This window comes from Vibrio sp. 03_296 (assembly GCF_002265885.1).
Genome location: NZ_NPKW01000803.1, coordinates 1 through 338 on the forward strand (window position 1 = coordinate 1; position 338 = coordinate 338).

Annotated in this window: 1 pseudogene; it reads right to left on the reverse strand. The window is 47.0% G+C overall.

The features are described 5' to 3' along the window. Positions 1-338 (reverse strand): annotated as a pseudogene (locus CIK04_RS27995) (efflux RND transporter permease subunit); the annotation flags it as partial.

Genomic DNA, 338 nt, shown 5'->3' on the forward strand with positions numbered 1-338 from the left:
CACCATCACCGCGCCAAGGAAACAAACGGGCAAGCCAATCATTACCCACAGCGCTAAACGCACACGCAAGAAAATACTCAACATGATGGCAACTAAAACAGCCCCTTGCAGGAGGTTTTTCAGCATCATGTCCAAACGCCCTTGCAAGTAGTAAGTCATGTCAACCAGAGTTTGATTGCAATCATCGGGTAGCTGCTCATTTTTATGCGCAATGTAAGCTTTTGACCGATTCAGCGACTGGGATTCATGTCCTGATCTTTGGTCGCCTTCACCGACAGATAAATCGCATTTTGCCCCGAAAACTGGAAGTAACGCTCAGCTTCGGTAAAGCCATCTTT